Below are 20,924 nucleotides of genomic sequence, written 5' to 3'. Positions count from 1 at the left end.
CCAAAAGTGGAATGCACTTTTGGGATCAATCCGATGCTCCCTTCTTAAGGCGGCGCATCGTCCCAGCGGAAAACCGGGTCCACTTTTCCGCACGATGCGCTAGTGGTTGTCGCGCGGAACCGGCGCGCCGGTTTTCCCGACGAGGAAATCGAGGTCCGCGCCCGTGTCCGCCTGCATGACGTGATCGACATACATCTTCACGTAGCCTCGCGTGGCATGCGGCTGCGGCGCAGCCCAGGCGGCGCGGCGGCGCTCGAGCTCCTCCGCGTCCACGTGAAGATGGAGGCTGCGGGCCGCCACGTCCAGGGTGATGAGATCCCCGTTGCGGACGAGGGCGAGGGGCCCTCCGGCCGCCGCCTCCGGAGCCACGTGCAGCACCACGGTGCCGTAGGCCGTGCCGGACATCCGCGCGTCCGAGATGCGGATCATGTCGCGCACCCCTTTCCGCAGCAGCTTCTGCGGCAGGGGCATGTTGCCGACCTCGGCCATCCCGGGATAGCCCTTCGGGCCGCAATTCTTGAGCACCATGACGCAGGTCTCGTCGATGTCGAGCGTATCGTCGTCGATGCGCTCGTGCAGCTCCTCGATCGTCTCGAACACGACGGCGCGGCCGGTATGGTTCATCAGCTCGGGAGAGGCCGCGGACGGCTTGATGACCGCGCCGTTGGGGGCGATGTTACCGCGCAGGATCGCGATGCCGGCCTCAGGCTTGAAAGGCTCCTCGAAGGTGGTGATTACCTCGCGGTTCCAGCAGGGGGCGTCCTTCACGTTCTCCCAAAGCGACTTGCCGTTGACCGTCAGGGCATCCTTGTGAAGGAGGCCGCGCTCGCCGAGCGTGCGCAGGACCACCGGCAGACCGCCCGCGTAGTAGAAATCCTCCATCAGGAAGCGACCGGAAGGCATCAGGTCCACGAGGCAATGGACGTCGCGGCCCAGCCTGTCGAAATCGTCGAGGGTCAGGTCGATCCCCGCGCGACCGGCGATGGCCAGCAGGTGCACGACGGCGTTCGTCGATCCGCCGATGGCCGCGAGCGTGCGGACGGCGTTCTCGAAGGCCTGACGGGTCAGGAGCTTCGACAGGACGAGATCCTCCTTCACCATCTCGACGATGCGCCGCCCGGCCATGCGGGCGAGCTGATTGCGGCGCGCGTCCGCCGCCGGAATGGCGGCGTTCTCGGGCAGGCCGACGCCGAGCGCCTCCACCATCGAGGCCATGGTCGAGCCGGTCCCCATGGTCATGCAGTGCCCGGCCGAGCGGTTCATGCCGCCCTCGGCCTCGTGAAACTCCTGCAGGGTCACCTCGCCGGCGCGCAGCTGCTCGCTCATGGAGATGATGTTGGTGCCCGAGCCGATATATTTTCCCCGATAGACGCCCCGCAGCTGCGGCCCGCCCGACACGCCGATGGTCGGCAGATCCGCGGAGGCCGCGCCCATCAGCAGGGCGGGGGTGGTCTTGTCGCAGCCCATGAGAAGCACGACGCCGTCGAGCGGATGCGCGCGAATCGCCTCTTCTACGTCCATGGCCGCGAGGTTGCGGAAAAGCATGGCGGTGGGCCGCATCGTGACCTCGCCGAGGGACGAGACCGGGAATTCCAGCGGAAATCCGCCGGCGTCGAGAACGCCGTACTTCACGTGCTCGGCGATGGTGCGGAAATGCGCGTTGCAGGGGGTCAGCTCGGACCAGGTGTTGCAGATGCCGATCACCGGCCGCCCCTCGAACTGGTCTTGGGGGAAGCCGCTGTTCTTGAGGAAGGAGCGGTAATAGAAGCCCATCTTGTCCTGGCGGCCGAACCAGGCTTGGCTTCGAAGCTCGCGTTTTTTGTCTTCAGTCATCAAGGGTCGCTTTCACGGATCGCAGCAGCCGGTCAGGAAAAGGTTCCGATTACGACTAACGTCGGATGGCTGTCAGTGAGACTGCATATAATATGATAAATAGGCGGCTGTTAAGGCTGCTAAAGTCTAAAATCCAGGAATGCAGAGGGAGAAAACGCATGAAGGCTCGTCATCTTCTGACGACAATCGGCATGGCTGCGCTGATGCTGTCGTCGGGCGCCGCTTACGCACAGAACAAAATGACCGTGGGCTTTTCCCAGGTCGGCTCGGAATCGGGCTGGCGAGCCGCGGAGACGAAGGTGTCGAAGATCGAGGCTGAAAAGCGCGGCATCGATCTGAAAATCTCCGACGCCCAGCAGAAGCAGGAAAATCAGATCCGCGCCGTCCGGTCCTTCATCGCCCAGGGCGTCGACGCCATTCTTCTCGCTCCCGTCGTGGCGACCGGGTGGGACGCGGTGCTCAAGGAGGCCAAGGAAGCGAAGATCCCGGTCGTTCTCCTCGACCGCTCCATCGAGACGAAGGACGATTCCCTCTATCTCACGGCCGTCACCTCCGACACCGTGTACGAGGGCAAGGTGGCGGGCGAGTGGCTCGCCAAGGAAACCGGCGGCAAGTGCAATGTGGTCGAACTCCAGGGCACCGTCGGGTCGAGCCCGGCGATCAACCGCAAGAAGGGCTTCGACGAAGTCGTGGCTGCCAACCCGGGCATGAAGATCATCCGCACCCAGTCGGGCGACTTCACGCGCACGAAGGGCAAGGAGGTCATGGAGAGCTTCATCAAGGCCGAAGGCGGCGGCAAGAACATCTGCGCCGTTTATGCCCACAACGACGACATGGCCATCGGGGCCATTCAGGCCATCAAGGAAGCGGGTCTGAAGCCGGGCAAGGACATCAAGATCGTTTCCATCGACGCCGTGCCGGACATCTTCAAGGCCATGGCCGACGGGGAGGCCAACGTCACCGTGGAGCTGACGCCGAACATGGCGGGCCCGGCCCTGGACGCCCTCATCGCCTACAAGAAGGATGGCACCGCGCCCAAGAAGTGGATCCAGACCGAGTCCAAGGTCTTCACGCCGGACACGGCCGCGGCCGAGTACGCGAAGCGCAAGGAACTCTACTGACCCTTGTTCCCATCGGCGGCGGGCGCGTGGCCCGCCGCCTCTCATGATCCGCCGGGAGGCGGCATTGCGGTGAGCGGGCGAGGGTATGCAGTCATTCAACGAACGGCCTGATCTTCTCGAGATCAACGGCCTGACAAAGGGCTTTCCTGGCGTTCAGGCGCTGGATCATGTCCATTTCACCCTGCGCGCCGGCGAGATTCACGGCCTTCTGGGCGAGAACGGCGCCGGCAAATCGACGCTGATCAAGGTGCTGACGGGCGTCTTCAAGCGCGACGCCGGGAGCATCCGGCTCGACGGGCAGGAGATCGAGGCGCGCGATCCCGCGCACGCTCTCTCGCTGGGGATCGGCACCGTCTATCAGGAGGTCAATCTCCTGCCCAACCTCTCGGTCGCCGAGAACCTGTTCATCGGGCGTCAGCCCCACCGCTTCGGCCTCGTCCGGACCGGAGAGATGCGGCGGCGGTCCGCCGAGCTTCTGTCGACCTATGGGCTTTCGATCAACGTGGCCGATCCCCTGGGCAGCTTCTCGGTCGCCGTCCAGCAGATCGTCGCCATCGCCCGCGCGGTGGATCTCTCCGCCAAGGTGCTGATCCTCGACGAGCCGACAGCCAGCCTGGACGCGAACGAGGTCGAGACCCTGTTCCGCATCCTCAACGAGCTGAAGGCGCGGGGCATCGGGATCGTCTTCGTCACGCATTTTCTCGATCAGGTCTATGCCGTGTGCGACCGGATCACCGTCCTGAGGAACGGACGCCTGGTGGGCTCGCGCCCCACGGCGGAGCTCCCGCGCATCGAGCTCGTCTCCATGATGCTCGGCCGGGAGCTCGCGGCCGAAGCCCTGCATCGGAACCAGCGTCCTGCCGTCACGGGCGATCCCGTGGTGGCGTTCAAGGATTACGGCAAGCGGCGCCTCGTTGAACCGTTCGACCTGGCCGTTCGGCCCGGCGAGGTGGTGGGCTTGGCCGGCCTCCTCGGTTCGGGCCGAACGGAGACGGCGAAACTGGTTTTCGGCATCGAGCGCGCAGAGACCGGGCAGGCCTACGTCGACGGCAAGCCGGTGCGCATCGCCTCTGCCCGGGATGCCTCCAGGCTGCGGTTCGGCTTCACGCCGGAGGACCGCAAGACGGAGGGCATCGTCGCGGAACTGTCCATCCGGGAAAACATCATTCTCGCCCTGCAGGCGCAGCGCGGCTGGCTGCATCAGCTTCCCCGGCGCAAGCAGGACGAGATCGCCAACCGTTTCATCAAGCTCCTCGACATTCGCACGCCCGACGCCGAAAAGCCGATCGGGCTGCTCTCGGGCGGCAATCAGCAGAAGGCCCTGCTGGCCCGGTGGCTGGCCACGGAGCCGCGCTTCCTGATCCTGGACGAGCCGACCCGCGGCATCGATGTCGGCGCCCATGCCGAGATCATCCGTCTGATCGAGCGGCTCTGCGAGGACGGCCTCGCCCTGCTGGTGATTTCGTCCGAGCTGGAGGAAATCGCCTCCTACAGCGACCGGGTGATCGTGCTGCGCGACCGAAAGCATGTGCGCGAATTGTCGGGAGCCGAAGTCAATGCGGATACGATCATGACGACGATCGCGAGCCATCAATGAGTAGCGTCATGCAGGCCAGTGCTCCTCGTTTCCTTCCCAAGGGTCTGCCGCAGCTTGCGGCGCTCCTGGTCGTTCTTTTCGTCAACTGGCTGGTGTTCCGGGACTTCTTCGCCATACGCCTCCAGGACGGCCGTCTCTTCGGCAGCCTGATCGACGTGTTCAACCGGGGGGCTCCCGTGGCGATCCTGGCGCTGGGAATGACGCTGGTCATCGCCACGCGCGGCATCGATCTCTCGGTCGGCGCCGTGATGGCCATCGCCGGAGCCATGGCGGCGACCCTCACGGCGCAGGGGTATCCGTTTCCGGTCGCGCTGGCGGCGGCGGCGGGGATCGGACTGGCCTGCGGCCTGTGGAACGGCATTCTCGTGGCAGTTCTCGAAATCCAGCCCTTCGTCGCGACCCTCATCCTCATGGTGGCGGGGCGGGGCTTCGCGCAGCTCATCACGGAGGGACAGATCATCACCTTCGTCAGCGAGGGCTTCGCGGCCATCGGCAGCGGCTCGTTCCTGATGCTGCCCATGCCGGTCGTGATCGCTCTCGTGATGCTGGTCGTGACCCATCTCGTGGTGCGCTCCACGGCGCTGGGCCTGTTCATCGAAGCCATCGGGGCCAATGTGCGCTCGAGCGCCTATGCGGGGATCGGCACGAAGGCGGTCACCATCGCGGTCTACATGTGGTGCAGCCTGTGCGCGGCCATCGCCGGGCTCATCGTCACGGCGGACATTCGGGGCGCGGACGCCAACAATGCGGGCCTCTGGCTCGAACTCGACGCGATTCTGGCGGTGGTGATCGGCGGCACGTCCCTGTTCGGCGGGCGATTCAGCCTCGGGCTGTCGGTGGTGGGCGCCCTCATCATCCAGGCCATGAACACCGGCATCCTGCTCAGCGGCTACCCGCCCGAGTACAACCTGATCGTGAAGGCCATCGTGGTGCTGGCGGTGCTTCTGGCGCAGTCGCCGGTCCTGACGGGGCTCGGCATCCTTTGGAAGAGGGGGAGGGCATGATGCGCCGTCACCTGCCGGTTCTGATCACCCTTGGCGTGTTCATCGTCGGCTACCTGATCTGCCTCGCGCAGTTTCCGAGCTTCGCCTCGACGCGCGTGATCGGCAATCTGCTCACCGACAACGCCTTCCTGGGCATCGTCGCGGTCGGTATGACCTTCGTGATCCTCTCGGGCGGCATCGACCTGTCGGTGGGCTCCGTCATCGCCTTCACGGGGGTTTTCCTGGCGGTTGCGATCGAGCGGTACGGCATCAATCCGTACCTCGCCTTCGTGCTGGTTCTCGGCCTCGCGGCCCTGTTCGGGGCGGGCATGGGGCTTCTGATCCACGCCTTCGAGATCCCGGCCTTCATCGTCACTCTGGCGGGGATGTTCCTCGCGCGGGGCCTGTGCTTCGTTCTGACGACGGATTCCATCCCGATCAACGCGGAGGCCTATGGCCAGATCACGGATATCGCCTTCCCGCTTCCCGGGGGCGGGCGCCTGACCTTCGTGGCGATCGCCATGCTGCTGGTCGTCGCATGCGGTGTCGTGCTGGCGCATTTCACCCGGTTCGGCGCCAACGTCTATGCTCTCGGCGGCAACCGGGCCTCCGCCCAGCTGATGGGGGTGCCGGTGGGGAAGACGACGATCAGGATATACATGCTGTCGAGTTTTCTGGCCGCCTTGGCCGGAATCGTGTTTTCTTTTTACACGTCCGCAGGTTATTCCCTTGCAGCAACCGGAGTCGAGCTCGACACGATCGCGGCCGTGGTTATCGGCGGCACTCTCCTGACGGGGGGCTCCGGCACGATCATCGGCACGCTGGTCGGCGTGCTGATCCAGGGATTGATCCAGACCTACATCACCTTCGAGGGAACCTTGAGTTCCTGGTGGACCAAGATCGCGATCGGAGCGCTCCTGTTCGCCTTCATCGTTCTTCAAAGGGGATTGTCGGCGGCATCGGTCCGGGCAAGATAGGGGCTCGAGAGTAGCATCATGGTTTTGGCAAGCGATCTGCAGAAGCCAGCGAGAACGCGGTCGGCCCACGATCTCGTGGCCCACGGCATCGGCCAGAACATCATGCGGGGACGCTTCCCGGTGGGCAGCATCCTGCCGGGCGACGCCGAGCTGATGGAGCTGTTCGGCGTATCCCGGACCGCCCTGCGCGAAGCCTTGAAGACCCTTGCAGCGAAAGGCCTGATCGAATCCAAGACCAAGGTGGGCACGAAAGTTCTCGACCGGAACAACTGGAACATGTTCGATGCCGACATCCTCGAATGGCATCTCGAACTCGGCGTGGATGCGCAGTTCCTGGGTTGGCTGTTCGAGATCCGGCAGACGCTCGAACCTTTCGCCTGCGCTACCGCCGCCCTGCGGCGGAGCCCGAAACAGGTGGAGACCATGAGGAGCGCCCTTCAGGCGATGTATGGCTGCGCCACGAACCGCCAGGGTTTCACCAAGGCCGACCTGGCCTTTCACCAGGCCATTCTCGAGGCCTCCGGAAATCCGTTCCTCCAGTCCATCGGCTCGGTTATCGGCGCGGCGCTGGCGACGTCCTTCACGATCAGCTCTCCCGTCTCGAGCGACGATCGCTTCGAGAACGTCATGCAGCAGCACCAGGCGGTGTTCGACGCCATCGAGCGGCAGAATCCGTCCGGGGCCAGCGAGGCCATGTCCGCCCTGATCATGCAGGCGGCCGAGCGGGTCCGGATCAAGCATGGCGAAAGTGCTCTCGCGGCCATCGAAACGCACGCTTTCTCAACCGAGTAGACCCGTTCGCCGGGCTTCACCGAGCTGCGGGAAATCGGCCCTGGCCACTTCTCCATTTCAAAATAGTATTATAGTATTATTGGGCGATTGAGCACGTGACTTTCGTGAGCAAATCGCCTGATATGCGAGCCGCAAGGGCTCCTGAAGAAGAGCCCTCTCAAGACGCTGGCGCTTGGACGCCGCTCCTCGGCAGGAGGGCTGCCCAGGCCGCTGGGCGTGCCGTATCGGAACTCTAGATATGAGCCGGCACAACCATGGACCGCTCGGCTCGGCCATCGGATAAAGACAGGGAGAACGACCTTGAGGACTTTCACGACTGCAATCGCGGCGCTGGCCCTCGGAGCCGCAGGCCTTCTCGGCCCGGCCCAGGCCCAGAACAAAGGCACCGTCGGCGTGGCCATGCCCACGAAATCGTCCGCGCGCTGGATCGACGACGGCAACAATATGGTCAAGGTGCTGAAGGAGAAGGGCTACAACGTCGATCTCCAATACGCCGAGGACGACATCCCGAACCAGCTTTCCCAGATCGAGAACATGATCACCAAGGGCGTGAAGGTGCTGGTGATCGCCTCCATCGACGGCACGACGCTCTCAGACGCATTGCAGCAGGCCGCCGACAGCGGCATCAAGGTCATCGCCTATGACCGTCTCATCCGCAATTCGAAGAACGTCGACTACTACGCCACCTTCGACAATTTCCAGGTCGGCGTGCTCCAGGGCGGCTATATCGAGAAGGCTCTCGGATTGAAGGAGGGCAAGGGTCCGTTCAACATCGAGCTCTTCGGCGGCTCGCCGGACGACAACAACGCCTACTTCTTCTACAACGGCGCCATGTCGGTGCTCGAGCCGTACATCAAGAGCGGCAAGCTCAAGGTGCAGAGCGGCCAGATGGGCATGGACAAGGTCTCGACCCTGCGGTGGGACGGCGCTGTCGCACAGGCCCGCATGGACAACCTGCTGAGCGCCTTCTACACGGACAAGCGCGTCGACGCGGTTCTGTCGCCTTACGACGGACTGAGCATCGGCATCATCTCATCGCTCAAGGGCGTCGGCTACGGCTCCGCGCAACAGCCCATGCCGGTGATTACCGGCCAGGACGCCGAGGTGCCGTCCGTGAAGTCGATCCTCGCCAAGGAGCAGACCCAGACCGTGTTCAAGGACACCCGCGAGCTCGCGAAGGTTACGGCCAACATGGTGGATGCGGTCCTGTCGGGCAAGCAGCCCGAGGTGAACGACACCAAGACCTACGAGAACGGCGTGAAGGTCGTTCCGTCCTACCTGCTGAAGCCTGTCAGCGTCGACGCTTCGAACTGGAAAGAGGTTCTGGTCGGCAGCGGCTACTACAAGGAAGACCAGTTCAAATAAGGCTTGAACATGGGGAGGGGTCCTGCGCCGGTGCGCGGGGTCCCTGCTCGTTTCCGATGCGGCCCTGCGCCTTTCCCTTGAGTTGCCTGAGGTTTGAGTGATGAACGCGATCCTTGAGATGCGGGGGATCACCAAGACGTTCCCGGGGGTCAAAGCCCTGGATAACGTCAACATCACCGTCAAGACCGGTGAGATCCATGCGCTGGTCGGCGAGAATGGCGCGGGAAAATCCACCCTGATGAAGGTCTTGAGCGGAGTTTATCCGCACGGCTCCTATTCCGGCCAGATCGTCTACGAGGGACAGGAACGCCGGTTCAAGGGCATCGCCGACAGCGAGGAGCTCGGCATCATCATCATCCACCAGGAGCTGGCCCTGGTGCCGCTTCTGTCGATCGCCGAGAACATCTTCCTCGGCAACGAGCAGGCGAAATTCGGCGTCATCGACTGGTCGGCGGTCTTCGCACGCACGAAGGAGCTGCTCCGGATGGTGGGACTCAACGAGGCCCCGGACACGCTGGTCACCAATATCGGCGTGGGCAAGCAGCAGCTCGTCGAGATCGCGAAGGCGTTGTCGAAAAGGGTCAAGCTGCTGATCCTCGACGAGCCGACCGCGAGCCTGAACGAGAAGGACAGCGATGCGCTCCTGAACCTCCTTCTGCAGTTCAAGGCGCAGGGCATCTCCTCGATCCTGATTTCGCACAAGCTCAACGAAATTTCGAAGGTGGCGGATTCCATTACCGTCCTTCGTGACGGAAGCACCGTCGAGACGCTGGATTGCCGGGCCGAAACGATCAGCGAGGACCGGATCATCCGAGGCATGGTCGGACGGACCATGGCGGACCGCTATCCCAAGCGGGAGGCCAAGATCGGCGAGACGATCTTCCAGGTGGAGAACTGGTCCGCCTACCATCCGCTCCATGCGAACGTGCAGGTGGTCAAGAATGTCGACCTGCACATCAGACGCGGCGAGATCGTCGGCATCGCAGGCCTGATGGGAGCAGGGCGGACGGAATTCGCCATGAGCCTCTTCGGCCGCAGCTACGGGCAGAACGTCTCCGGCCGTGTTCGGCTGCACGGCCGGGAGATCGACGTCGGCACGGTGGAAAAAGCCGTCGGAAACGGCATCGCCTACGCCACGGAGGACCGGAAGACCTACGGCTTGGTTCTGGAAGAGGACATCCGGAAGAACATCACCCTGGCGAACCTGGAGGGGGTGGCCAAGAACTTCGTCATCGACGACATCCGCGAGCTCGCCGTGGCCAACGATTATCGCGCCAGGATGAGGATCCGCTCCTCGAACGTCTTCCAGGAGGCGGTCAATCTGTCGGGCGGAAACCAGCAGAAGGTGGTCTTGAGCAAGTGGCTCTTCTCCGATCCGGAGATCCTCATCCTGGACGAGCCGACCCGCGGCATCGACGTGGGCGCGAAATACGAAATCTACACGATCATCAACGGACTGGCCGACGCCGGGAAGGGCGTTCTCATGATCTCGTCCGAGATGCCGGAGCTGCTCGGCATGTGCGACAGGATCTATGTGATGAACGAGGGCGCCATCGTGGCCGAACTCGACGCCGCCGAGGCCTCACAGGAAAAGATCATGCACGCTATCGTCAAGTCGGGGAGGCGCTGAGATGGACACGAGAACCGCAGAAGAGCTTCACGTTCCCCAGCAGACGTCATGGCTGGACTTCGTCAAGGCCCACTTCCGCGACTACGGGATGCTGTTGTCGCTGCTGGTCATCATGCTGTTCTTCCAGGTCGTGACCGACGGCACCCTGCTGCGGCCCCTGAACCTCACCAACCTGGTCCTGCAGAACAGCTACATCGTCATCATGGCGCTGGGCATGCTGCTCGTGATCGTGGCCGGGCATATCGATCTCTCGGTGGGGTCGATCGTCGGCTTCGTGGGCGGTCTCGCGGCCATGATGATGGTCAAGTGGGGCGTCGATCCGGTCACGACGACCGTCGCGTGCCTTGCGGTCGGCGGCCTGATCGGAGCGGCCCAGGGCTACTGGGTCGCCTATTTCAAGGTACCGTCGTTCATCGTGACCCTCGCGGGCATGCTGGTGTTCAAGGGGCTGACCCTGGCCCTTCTCGGCGGCATGTCGGTCGGCCCGTTCCCGGTGGTCTTCCAGCGCCTCAGTTCGGGCTTCCTTCCCGATGTCTTTGGTGGGCAAGGGTTCAACTACACCGCCCTGTTCCTCGGAACCGCGAGCGTCGTGGCCCTGATCTATTTCAGCGTCCGCAGCCGCGCGAACCAGGTGAAGCACAAGGTCGAGACGGCACCTTTGGGCCTGTTCGTCTTCAAGAACGCCCTTCTGGCCGTTCTCGTGATCGCCTTCTGCTACCTCATGGCGACCTATCGCGGCTTGCCGAACGTTCTGGTCATCATGGCGGTCCTGATCGCGCTGTACGCCTTCGTGACCAACCGCACCACGATCGGCCGGCGCATCTACGCTCTGGGCGGCAACGAGAAGGCGGCGAAGCTCTCCGGCATCAAGACCGAGCGGCTGACGTTTCTGACGTTCGTGAACATGGGCGTCCTGGCCGGGCTCGCAGGCCTGATCTTCGCGGCGCGCCTCAACACCGCGACGCCGAAGGCCGGCCTTGGCTTCGAGCTCGACGTGATCGCGGCCGTTTTCATCGGAGGCGCCTCGGCCACCGGCGGCGTCGGCAAGGTCACCGGGGCCGTGATCGGCGCCTTCGTCATGGGTGTCATGAACAACGGCATGTCGATCCTTGGCATCGGAATCGACTATCAGCAGGTCATCAAGGGCTTGGTGCTGCTCGCAGCCGTGTCCCTCGATGTCTATAACCGGAAGAAGTAGCCGAAGAACTCTTGCTTCAGGAACCCTTGCCTCCCCGCCTCCTTGCCATTCGCATCGGCAGGGCGCATGTGAGGCTGCATACGGAATGGAGACATGGTGATGACGAAGAACTATATTGCAGGCGAATGGGTTGGGGCGTCGGAGGCCTCGCCGAATCTCAATCCGTCGAACACCCACGACGTGATCGGCGAGTTCGCCCGCGCGTCGGCGGCCGAGGCTGAAGCCGCCATCGATGCGGCCTATGCGGCCTTCCCGGCCTGGTCCCATTCCTCGATCCAGACCCGCCACGACATCCTCAAAGCCGTGGGCGACGAGATCCTGGCCCGCAAGGAGGAGCTCGGCCGCCTGCTCTCCCGCGAGGAGGGCAAGACCCTGCCCGAGGGCATCGGCGAGGTCACCCGCGCCGGGCAGATCTTCCACTTCTTCGCCGGCGAGTGCCTGCGCCTGTCCGGCGAGAAGCTGCCCTCGGTGCGGCCGGCCGTGGATGTGGAGATCACCCGCGAGCCGGTGGGCGTGGTCGGGCTCATCACCCCGTGGAACTTCCCCATCGCCATTCCGGCCTGGAAGATCGCGCCGGCGCTGGCCTACGGCAACACGGTGGTGTTCAAGCCCGCCGAGCTGGTGCCGGGCTCCGCCCATGCCCTCTCCGAGATCATCGTCCGGGCCGGCGTGCCGGCGGGCGTGTTCAACCTGGTGATGGGCAAAGGCTCGGTGGTGGGCGAGGCCATGCTGCAGAGCCCGAAGGTCGCGGCGATCTCGTTCACGGGATCCGTGCCGACGGGACGGCGCGTCGCCCAGACCTGCATCACGGCCGATCCGATGAAGAAGGTTCAGCTCGAGATGGGCGGCAAGAACCCGATGGTGGTGCTCGACGATGCCGACCTGAAGGTGGCGGTCGAGTGCGCCATCAACTCGGCCTTCTTCTCCACCGGCCAGCGCTGCACGGCGTCCTCGCGGCTGATCGTGACGGAAGGGATCCACGACCGCTTCGTTCAGGCGATGCAGGAGCGGATGCAGGGGCTCGTCATCGACGATGCGCTCAAAAGCGGCACCCATATCGGCCCGGTGGTGGACCAGGGTCAGCTCGATCAGGACCTCAAGTACATCAAGATCGGCCAGGAGGAGGGCGCCAAGCTCGTGGCGGGCGGCGAGCTTCTCAAGCGCGATGCGCCCGGCTTCTATCTGGCACCGGCGCTGTTCACGGAGGTGGACAACCGGATGCGGGTGGCGCGCGAGGAAATCTTCGGGCCGGTGGCGACGGTGATCCGGGCCAGGGACTACGACGAGGCGCTGGAGCTGGCCAACGACACGCCGTTCGGTCTGTCCTCGGGCATCTGCACCACGAGCCTGAAATATGCCAGCCACTTCAAGCGGCATGCGGAGGCCGGCATGGTGATGGTGAACCTGCCCACCGCCGGTGTCGATTACCACGTGCCGTTCGGCGGCCGGAAGGGCTCCAGCTACGGCCCGCGCGAGCAGGGCCGCTACGCCCAGGAATTCTACACCACGGTGAAGACCGCCTACACTTTCGACGGCAACGGACCCTACGTGCCGAAGACAAAGGGCAGCGAGTAAACGCCGAAGGTGCGAAGACCCCACGTTGCAGCGTTGTAAGGACGCTGCAACGCCATCACCGCCTCACTCCAGGATACGAGCTTCATGACCCAGACGACATATCCCTCCCTGAAGGGCAGGACGGTTCTCATCACCGGCGGCGCCAGCGGCATCGGCGAGAGCATTGCGCGCTCCTTCCATGCGCAGGGCAGCAACGTCGCCATCCTCGACTACAATGCCGAAGCGGGTGAGGCGCTGGTGAAGGAGCTCGGCGAGCGTGTTCATTTCGAGCACAGCGACGTGCGGGACATCCCGGCGTTCCAGGCCGCCATCCGCCGCGCCAGCGAGGCGATCGGCCCCATCACGATCCTGGTCAACAATGCGGCCAGGGACGATCGTCACACCATCGATCAGGTCACGCCGGAGTACTGGCGCGAGCGCTTCGCGACCAATCTCGACCACCAGTTCTTCGCCGCGCAGGCCGTGCTTCCGGATATGGAGCGGGCAGGCGGAGGCTCCATCATCAACATGGGCTCCACCAGCTACATGGTGAGCGACGATTCCTTCGCGGCCTACAAGACGGCGAAATCCGCCGCTGTCGGCTTGACCCGCGCGCTGGCGCGGGAGCTCGGGCCGAAGAACATCCGCGTGAACTGCGTGGTGCCGGGCTGGATCATGACCCAGCGCCAGATCGACCTGTGGCTCACGCCGGAAGGCGAGAAGGAGCTGCTGAAGCGGCAGTGCGTCAAACGCAAGCTCGTGCCGCAGGACATCGCGAACTTCGCCCTCTTCCTCGGCTCGGACGATTCCAGCGCCATGTCCGCCCAGACCTATCTCGTCGACGGCGGGTGGGTTTGAAACCAAAAAGCCTTCTCAAGGGAGACCGGCTCCTCGCCTCTTCATAAGGAGTGGGCGGGGTTATGCTCGGCCGTTGTAATCTCGGTCGTGCCCCCTCCGCTTCACCATGCAACCCATACCCGGAATGGTGTGTTCTGCCGCACTTGTGGGTTTCATACAATGTTATTATAAAGCACTCTCCTTGAGGAGGGTGTAACATGTCGCTGCAGGTTTGGGGTCCCAGGATCATTCTTGGTCAGGGGGGTACTGCCGCCAATCAGGGGGCCAGCATTGCAGCGCTTCCCGATGGGACCTTTGTGGCGGTTTGGGCCACTCCTGATTTCTTTAATGATGATGGCTCTTTCGCCATCCGCGGCCAGATCTTCAACGCGGATGGGACGCCCAAGGGAAATGCCTTTTGGGCCGGAGATCCTGTAAGGTCGGTGGACGAGAGAAATCCTGTCGTCCAGGTGCTCAGCGATGGGCGATTCGTCGTCGCTTGGGATGTGCCGTCCACAGGATCACGTACTATCAAAGAATACCGTGTTCTCGATGCTTTTACCATCAATAACGAGATACCTGAAGTTCTAACCCCAGTGAGAAGCTTTGGCTTCCATGCTAATGGCTCCTACCCTGTGCGCTCTACCCAAATTGTAGAGAGCCCAGGGGGCGGATTTATTCTTTCTTACGCGCAGTATAACGCAAACCCCTTCTACGTTCATCCAGCCGTAACGATTGTCCCTTCCGATCTCGACCCTGCAGGTGTCCGTCAGTACACGTTCTCCCAAGGGGTTGAACACAATGTTGACGCAACGAGCGTCGTTTATACGGACTTTGCTAGTTCGTTCGTAAGAGCCTTTACCACAATCGAATCCGTTACCGTCGGGTCGATCACCACCCGCACATTTAAGATATTCAAAGCCTTGAGTGGTCCTGACGGGACATCCTTGTCTCCAGTTCAGATGGGCGCGTATTCGACCACTGATCCCGATCCTGTTTTCCCTGAACTAAGTGGCATCCGGATTGGGTCCAACATCGTCATCGTGTGGAACGAGAATTCCAATCAGCAATCCTTTCATAAGGTCAAGGCGGCTGTCTCTACAGATCAGGGGAACAGCTTCAACGTCATCGAACTTGCAAGCAGTGGGGAAGCCATCGCCTCACCGGTCGTAACACCGTTGGAGAACGGCGGCTTTGTTCTAGCCTATGATACCCCGGATCCCACCAATAACCGCAACATTGTCATCAGAGAATACGACCCTGCCTTTGTCCCCATAGGCAATCCCGTTACGCTTAATGTAGCCGATGACGTAGAGCCCACACTATCCAGGCTTCTCGACGGTCGTCTTGTCGTGAGCTGGGAATCAGATAGAGGGTCGCATGCCCAGATTCTGGATCCCCGCACGGAAGCAAAGCTGTGGGCTGCGCCTGACGGCCGCGACTACCAGTTTGTCGGCACCAACTGGGGCGACGACCTGACCGGCGGAGGGGGCCGCGACTTCCTCTGGGGCGGCGACGACAGGGATACCCTTCGCGGCGGCGACAACGCCGATACCCTCAAGGGCGAGGCCGGCAACGACATCCTGGAGGGCGGCGCAGGCGCCGACACTCTGGACGGTGGTGCGGGAACCGCGGATACGGCATGGTATCTCACGGGCTCGGCGGGGGTGAGGGTCGATCTTCGAAGCGGCACCGGCGAGTTCGGCGAGGCGCAAGGCGATGTGCTGATCGGGATCGAGACCATCGTCGGCTCGCTCGGCAACGACACTCTCTCCGGCGACGACAACGGCAATGCCCTGAACGGCGGCGGCTTTGCGTCCGACGATACGGGCAGCGGCAACGACATTCTTACGGGCCGCGGCGGGAACGATCATCTCAACGGCAGCGGCGGCAACGACACCCTCGACGGCGGAATCGGCGCCGACGACATGGTCGGAGGCCTGGGTTTCGACGTCGCGACCTATGCCGGTTCGACGGCGGGCGTGAGGGTCGATCTTCAGGCTGGAGCGGGGGAGTCCGGCGATGCACAAGGTGATGTGCTCCAGGGAATCGAGGGCCTCATCGGCTCATTCAGCAACGACATTCTCCTGGGCGACGACGGTGCCAACGAACTCAGCGGCGGCGGGGCCTTCAACGGCAGCGACGGCGGTAACGACATTCTGCTTGGGCGCGGCGGCAACGACACGCTCACGGGTAATGGCGGCAACGACACATTGGACGGCGGCACTGGCGCGGACACCTTGTTCGGCGGCGAAGGCTTCGACTACGCGCGATACTACGGGTCGACGGCCGGGGTCACGGTCGATCTTCAGACCCACAACGGTCAGAACGGCGATGCGCAAGGGGACGTGCTCAGCGGGATCGAGGGGATCATCGGCTCCGGCTTCGGGGACGCACTGTCCGGCGACGACAGTGGCAATAGTCTCGATGGCGGCTCCTCTTCCGCCAGCGACCATGACCTCCTGCTCGGGCGTGGCGGCAACGACACGCTCACGGGCAGTGGGGGCGACGACACGTTGGAAGGCGGCGCCGGCGTCGACAGCCTATCCGGCGGCCAGGGCTTCGATTTTGCGCGGTACAGCGGCTCGACGGGCTGGGTATGGGTCGACCTGCAGAGCGGAGAAGGCGCTACCGGCGATGCGCACGGCGACATATTGTTAGGAATCGAGGGGATCATCGGCTCGTCCCACGGCGACACTCTCTTGGGCGACGACGGCGGCAACATTATCTATGGCGGCGCCAGCACCGACGAGTTCGGCGGCCGCGACCTCCTGGTCGGCCGCGACGGCAACGACCAGCTCTTCGGCGAAGGCGGCATCGATACTCTGAACGGTGGCGCTGGCGCGGATACTCTCAGCGGAGGCGCGGGCTACGATTATGCCGTCTACGAGAGTTCCGCCACGCCTGTCACGATCGATCTTAGGGACGGCAAGGGTCATGGCGGCGATGCGGAAGGGGATGTTCTGATCGGGATCGAAGCGGTCATCGGCTCAAGCGGCAACGACACCTTCATCAGCGGTGCCGGCAACGACGAGCTGATCGGCAGGGAAGGCCAGGATGTTGCGCAGTTCTCCGGCAACAAGGCGGACTACACCATCTCCTTCGGCGGCCAAGGATCTGCGATCGTCAGGGACAACCGCGGCTTGGACGGTCAGGATCTACTCGCGGGAATCGAGTATCTGAAGTTTGCGGACGGCACCTGGTCCCTGGACGACTTCCCGCGCAATATTCCCTCGCCGCCACGGCTGAACGGCGGCATCACAGTATCGGTCAACGAGAACGGGGATTTCTTCGGCAACCTGAGCGCCACCGACGTGGAAACGCCAGCATCCGGGATCACCTATCATTTCGACACCACGCGCGGCGACGGCGGCAATGCGCATGGGATGTTCGTGATCGACAATTTCGACAAAAGGCTACGACTGGCCTCAGGGCGCAACCTGGATCACGAGGCACGGCAGAGCTACACGGTTTACGTGAAGGCTTTCGACGGAGCGGATTACGGTCCCGTGCAGGCGCTCACGATCAACATCGCCGACATGAACGAGGCGCCGACGGATATCACCTTCGGCGCCGCGCAGAACATCATGCGAGCCGGGGTCACGGAAGCCGGAGTGAATGTGGTCGCCGCGGCGGCTGTCGATCCGGACGCAGGTTTCCGGAACAACAAGTTCGCCTTCCTCGTCAACGGGGAGCTGGTCACGCAGGACGGCAAATTCTCGATCGATGACGATACCGGGCAGATCACGACCAATGCGGCCATCCGGAACGAAGATGTGGGAGAGAAGATCCTTCGCGTCGTGACCTACGATCCCGATCCCCAGCTGAGCCACGTGCGGATTGAAGAAGACTACACCGTCAATATCCTCAACGCCTCGCGCCCCGTCGTTCAGTTCGACACACTCTCCGTCTCAACCCCCGAAGGCAGCGGGTCGGGCGGCCCGACGGCTTTCACGTTTAAGCTCGTGCGCGATCTCCCCGGTTCCCCATCGACGGTGCGTTGGACGGTGAACCTCGGCACCGCAGATGCCGGCGACTTCTCCGGCGTTCTGAGCGGCGATGTCGAGTTCGGCGACGACGAGACGATAAAGTTCTTCACGGTCTGGGTGAACAAGGACAGCCTGGCCGAACGCGACGAGACTTTCACCGTGAGCCTGTCGGCCGTGGACGGCAATACGATGATTGGCCCCAACGGCACCGCCTCGGGCACGATCCTGGACGACGACAACAGGGCTCCGGACATACCGGCGGGAACCTTCGAGGTGGACGAGGGCGTAGCGGCGGGCATGGTGGTGGCGACGCTGCAGGCGACAGATGCGGACGGCCACCCTGTGACCTACAGCTTCCGGGGCGAGGGCGCGACAAGCGCGGACGGAAGGTTCAGGATCGAGGGCAACCAGATCAAGGTGAACCGGGTGACGTTCGTCGACGAAGATGAGCCGGTGACCTACGCTGTCACCGCCACCGACGGCTTCGCGACTGTCCAGGGCAATGTGACGATCACGGTCAATGACCTCAACTCGCCTCCGACGAACACTCCTCCGACGGTGACGAACCCGGCCTATAGCAGCTCGGTTGCGCATGATGCGACCACGGGTCTGCCGACGCCGTTTGCCGGGGTGACCTTCGCCGATGACGGAATTGGCGGCACGGACGTGACGGTGACGATCACCCTCGACACGGCGGCCGAGGGCGCGATCGTGATCCCGACAGGGGTGGCGGGCAGCTATAACCCAGCCACCGGGGTCTACACGCTGACCGGCACGGTGGCTGATGTTCAGGCGGCGGTTCGGTCGCTGCAGTTCAACCCGGCCGACCGGGGCACCAACTACGGCAACGTGGACACCGCCTTCACGGTGCGGATCCAGGATGCGGGCGGACTGAGCGACACCAACGACAGCACGATCACGGTGACCTCCACCAACCCGGCGCCGCAGGTCCCGACCCTGTCGATTGCCACGGCGACGGCTGCGGTGACGGAGGGCGACACGGGCTTTGTCGATTATGTGTTCACGGTCAGCCGCGACTTGGCTGGCGCGGCCTCGACTGTGACCTGGACGGTGGAGGGCACGCACATCAACGCCCACGACTTCGAGGCGTTGACCGGCCAAGTGCAGTTCGCCGCGCACGAGACCACCCGGCAGGTGGTTCTGCGGGTGCGGGGCGACACGCAGTTTGAAGGGAACGAGGTGTTCAGGGTAGCGCTGTCCAACCCGATCAGCGGCACGATCAGCACCACCAACGGCAGCGCCGACGGCAGGATCGACAACGACGATCCGGGCCAGAACACCGCGCCGACCCTGACCGGTGGAGGAATCACCAAGGTTCTCGACACGGGCCCGAACTCCCGTCCGTTCCAGGGCCTGCAGATCTCCGACCTTGATCGTGACACCCTCACGCTCACGGTGAAGTTCCGGAAAGCTTACGGCGATCTCATGATCCCCGAAGGCATCCAGTGGACAAGAAACCCGAATGATAACAGCGGCGACTACTGGGTCTATACCTTCACCGGTAAGGCGGAAGCCCTCGAGGTGACGATGGACGTGCTGAAGTTCGATGCCGCGCCGCTGCCGAACACTGAAGTACCTGGAACGATCCGGGACTGGATCTTCGATATCACCGTCAATGACGGCATCCATGAGAACGTGACCGACGAGGTTCAGGTGAAGACGCTTGTGGGCAAGGCGGCGCTCACCGCCGCGCCGATCCGGGAGCTCTCGGCAGCCGGTGCCCCGGTCGGCACCCTCACGGCCAAGGATGCGGAAGACAAAGCCTTCTCGTACCAGATCGTGCTGGCGGACGGCAGCGTGGCCAACACCGACGGCCGCTTCAAGATCGGCGCCGACGGCCGCTCCATCGAGGTGGCCGACGGGTTCAAGCTCGATTACGAGCAGGCCCGCAGCCACGGGCTCAGGCTCAAGGTCACGGTCGAGAACGGCGACACCGATCTCTCGTTCCTGCAGGACGTCACGATCCAGGTGTCCGACTGGGCCAGCGAGACCGCCGCCGGCACGGTCGGCCACGACCGGATCCTGGCCAATGCGGGCAACGACCGCCTGAGCGGCGGCGACGGCAACGACACCCTCATGGGCGGGGCCGGCACCGACCGGCTGACGGGCGGCAACCACAACGACTGGCTCTATGGCGGAGCCGGCATCGACACGCTCTACGGCAACCATGGCAAGGACATCTTCGTGTTCAACACAAAGCCGAACAGCCGGAGCAACTGGGACCGGATCACCGACTGGAACAAGAGCTACGACACGATCCGGTTGGAGAACAGCGTCTTCAAGGCGCTCAAGAAGACCGGATGGCTCAGCAAGAGCTCGTTCAAGCTGGGCAGCAAGGCGGGGGATGCCGACGACTTCGTCGGCTACAACAAGGCCACCGGCGACCTGTGGTACGATTCCAACGGCAACAAGGCCGGTGGGCAGGTGATCTTCGCCAAGATCGGCGCCAACAAGAGCATCGCCTACAACGACTTCTACGTCATCTAAGCCATCAAGGAGAGCGCGGGGGGCGAAGTTGCTCAAGTCGGGTAAGTCGTACTTCGCTCTCGACAAGCCCAAGGATAAGAACGGCTTGTTTGGTTACGACACCAAAAGGACGTTCAAATACGATGTGGACGGCTCTGGCTGGAAAGCCGTGGTCGATATTGCTGTCTTCATCAAGGTCTCAGCGCCCGAAGGCTTTCATCTGACAAGCCGCAAGTCTTTCCGAGTTCCCCGGCCTTCCGGCCGGGGAATCTTTACTGGTGCGCAGGCTTGCCCCTCGGCAGAAACGGGAAGGCGGATGATGAGGCCACTCCAGCCCAAAAAGATCAGCGAAGGAGGCCAGAAACTTAAATACGAGCAACGTTGAGCGCCAGGCTCAACAATCCGATGCCCACGAGCAGCACGAACAGGTCGCAGATCTTCGCAAGGGCGTCGTTGCCGGGATGTGTGTTTCGGTCGGACATGACAGCCTGTTAACCAAACCGGATCAGATTCTGCAACTATGCTTAAGGTTAACAGGGCAATTTTTCTGGACCCGTAGTC

At 63.2% G+C, this 20,924-nt stretch carries 13 protein-coding genes; 12 read left to right on the top strand and 1 reads right to left on the bottom strand.

Annotated features, from left to right (window positions below):
* Nucleotides 1-99: 99 nt before the first annotated feature.
* Nucleotides 100-1,833, bottom strand: coding sequence for an IlvD/Edd family dehydratase (locus E4K09_RS21365; protein WP_134499715.1), 1,734 nt, complete (start codon nt 1,831-1,833; stop codon nt 100-102).
* Between the two features lie 158 nt (nt 1,834-1,991).
* Between E4K09_RS21365 and ytfQ the strand changes: the two genes are divergently transcribed.
* From ytfQ to E4K09_RS21305, 12 genes are all read left to right on the top strand, one after another.
* Nucleotides 1,992-2,954 (top strand): galactofuranose ABC transporter, galactofuranose-binding protein YtfQ, encoded by a 963-nt coding sequence (gene ytfQ, locus E4K09_RS21360; protein ID WP_166802430.1) that lies wholly within the window; start codon nt 1,992-1,994, stop codon nt 2,952-2,954.
* An 85-nt stretch (nt 2,955-3,039) separates the two neighbouring features.
* The gene (gene ytfR, locus E4K09_RS21355) at nt 3,040-4,551 is read left to right on the top strand and encodes a galactofuranose ABC transporter, ATP-binding protein YtfR (protein ID WP_134499714.1); all 1,512 of its coding nucleotides are present in this window, start codon (nt 3,040-3,042) and stop codon (nt 4,549-4,551) included.
* 8 nt (nt 4,552-4,559) lie between these two features.
* Nucleotides 4,560-5,555 carry a galactofuranose ABC transporter, ATP-binding protein YtfT gene (gene ytfT / locus E4K09_RS21350; protein WP_166802441.1) on the top strand — a complete coding sequence of 332 codons (996 nt, stop codon included), beginning with the start codon at nt 4,560-4,562 and terminating at the stop codon, nt 5,553-5,555.
* A complete protein-coding gene (gene yjfF, locus E4K09_RS21345) occupies nt 5,555-6,511 on the top strand; it encodes a galactofuranose ABC transporter, permease protein YjfF (protein ID WP_134499831.1) in 957 nt (318 codons plus the stop codon). The genes ytfT and yjfF overlap by 1 nt, the downstream gene beginning before the upstream one ends.
* Nucleotides 6,512-6,529: 18 nt before the next feature.
* Nucleotides 6,530-7,303 (top strand): FadR/GntR family transcriptional regulator, encoded by a 774-nt coding sequence (locus E4K09_RS21340; protein WP_134499712.1) that lies wholly within the window; start codon nt 6,530-6,532, stop codon nt 7,301-7,303.
* 300 nt (nt 7,304-7,603) lie between these two features.
* A complete protein-coding gene (gene chvE, locus E4K09_RS21335; RefSeq protein WP_134499711.1) occupies nt 7,604-8,668 on the top strand; it encodes a multiple monosaccharide ABC transporter substrate-binding protein in 1,065 nt (354 codons plus the stop codon).
* Nucleotides 8,669-8,765: 97 nt separating this feature from the next.
* Nucleotides 8,766-10,298, top strand: a complete 1,533-nt coding sequence (gene mmsA, locus E4K09_RS21330) for a multiple monosaccharide ABC transporter ATP-binding protein (protein WP_193557333.1) — start codon at nt 8,766-8,768, stop codon at nt 10,296-10,298.
* Nucleotide 10,299: 1 nt separating this feature from the next.
* Nucleotides 10,300-11,496 (top strand): multiple monosaccharide ABC transporter permease, encoded by a 1,197-nt coding sequence (mmsB, locus tag E4K09_RS21325; RefSeq protein ID WP_134499709.1) that lies wholly within the window; start codon nt 10,300-10,302, stop codon nt 11,494-11,496.
* Between the two features lie 93 nt (nt 11,497-11,589).
* Nucleotides 11,590-13,071, top strand: coding sequence for an aldehyde dehydrogenase family protein (locus E4K09_RS21320; RefSeq protein WP_425293869.1), 1,482 nt, complete (start codon nt 11,590-11,592; stop codon nt 13,069-13,071).
* A gap of 84 nt (nt 13,072-13,155) precedes the next feature.
* The gene (locus tag E4K09_RS21315; RefSeq protein ID WP_134499707.1) at nt 13,156-13,908 is read left to right on the top strand and encodes an SDR family NAD(P)-dependent oxidoreductase; all 753 of its coding nucleotides are present in this window, start codon (nt 13,156-13,158) and stop codon (nt 13,906-13,908) included.
* A 926-nt stretch (nt 13,909-14,834) separates the two neighbouring features.
* Nucleotides 14,835-20,384, top strand: a complete 5,550-nt coding sequence (locus E4K09_RS21310; protein WP_166802429.1) for a Calx-beta domain-containing protein — start codon at nt 14,835-14,837, stop codon at nt 20,382-20,384.
* A gap of 28 nt (nt 20,385-20,412) precedes the next feature.
* Nucleotides 20,413-20,748 (top strand): hypothetical protein, encoded by a 336-nt coding sequence (locus E4K09_RS21305; RefSeq protein WP_134499705.1) that lies wholly within the window; start codon nt 20,413-20,415, stop codon nt 20,746-20,748.
* Nucleotides 20,749-20,924 lie beyond the last annotated feature (176 nt).

It is taken from the genome of Microvirga pakistanensis (assembly GCF_004458765.1).
GTDB classification, from domain to species: Bacteria; Pseudomonadota; Alphaproteobacteria; order Rhizobiales; family Beijerinckiaceae; genus Microvirga; species Microvirga pakistanensis.
The sequence above is the reverse complement of the archived record's forward strand: the minus strand, read 5'-3'. Positions and strand labels throughout refer to the sequence as shown.